The organism is Cupriavidus sp. SIMBA_020 (assembly GCF_046535395.1).
In the GTDB taxonomy this organism is placed as follows: Bacteria; Pseudomonadota; Gammaproteobacteria; order Burkholderiales; family Burkholderiaceae; genus Cupriavidus; species Cupriavidus campinensis.
Genome location: NZ_JAWRWU010001027.1, coordinates 1 through 257 on the forward strand (window position 1 = coordinate 1; position 257 = coordinate 257).

At 68.5% G+C, this 257-nt stretch carries 1 pseudogene; it reads left to right on the plus strand.

Annotated features, from left to right (window positions below):
• A pseudogene (locus SB751_RS32590) lies at positions 1-257 on the plus strand (AraC family transcriptional regulator); the annotation flags it as partial.

The window sequence follows — 257 nt, forward strand, 5'->3', positions numbered from 1 at the left end:
GGATTCCGCCGTATTGCCGGCATTCGCTGCACTCGTTCGGGCCTATTTCCGGCTGGTCGGCGTTCGTCGCCGAAGCGCGCTGCGCGGCATTGCCCGACACGCCGCGCGCGATCCGCACGACGCCGCTGTTGCGCGAGGCCGTGCAGCGCGCGGCGAGTTGGGGCGATTCGGAACTGGATGCCGCGCAGACGCGGATCGCCGACGTGATCCTCGATGAAATCGTGTCGTCGAAGGCCGAAGCGCTGGGACTGGTTCGC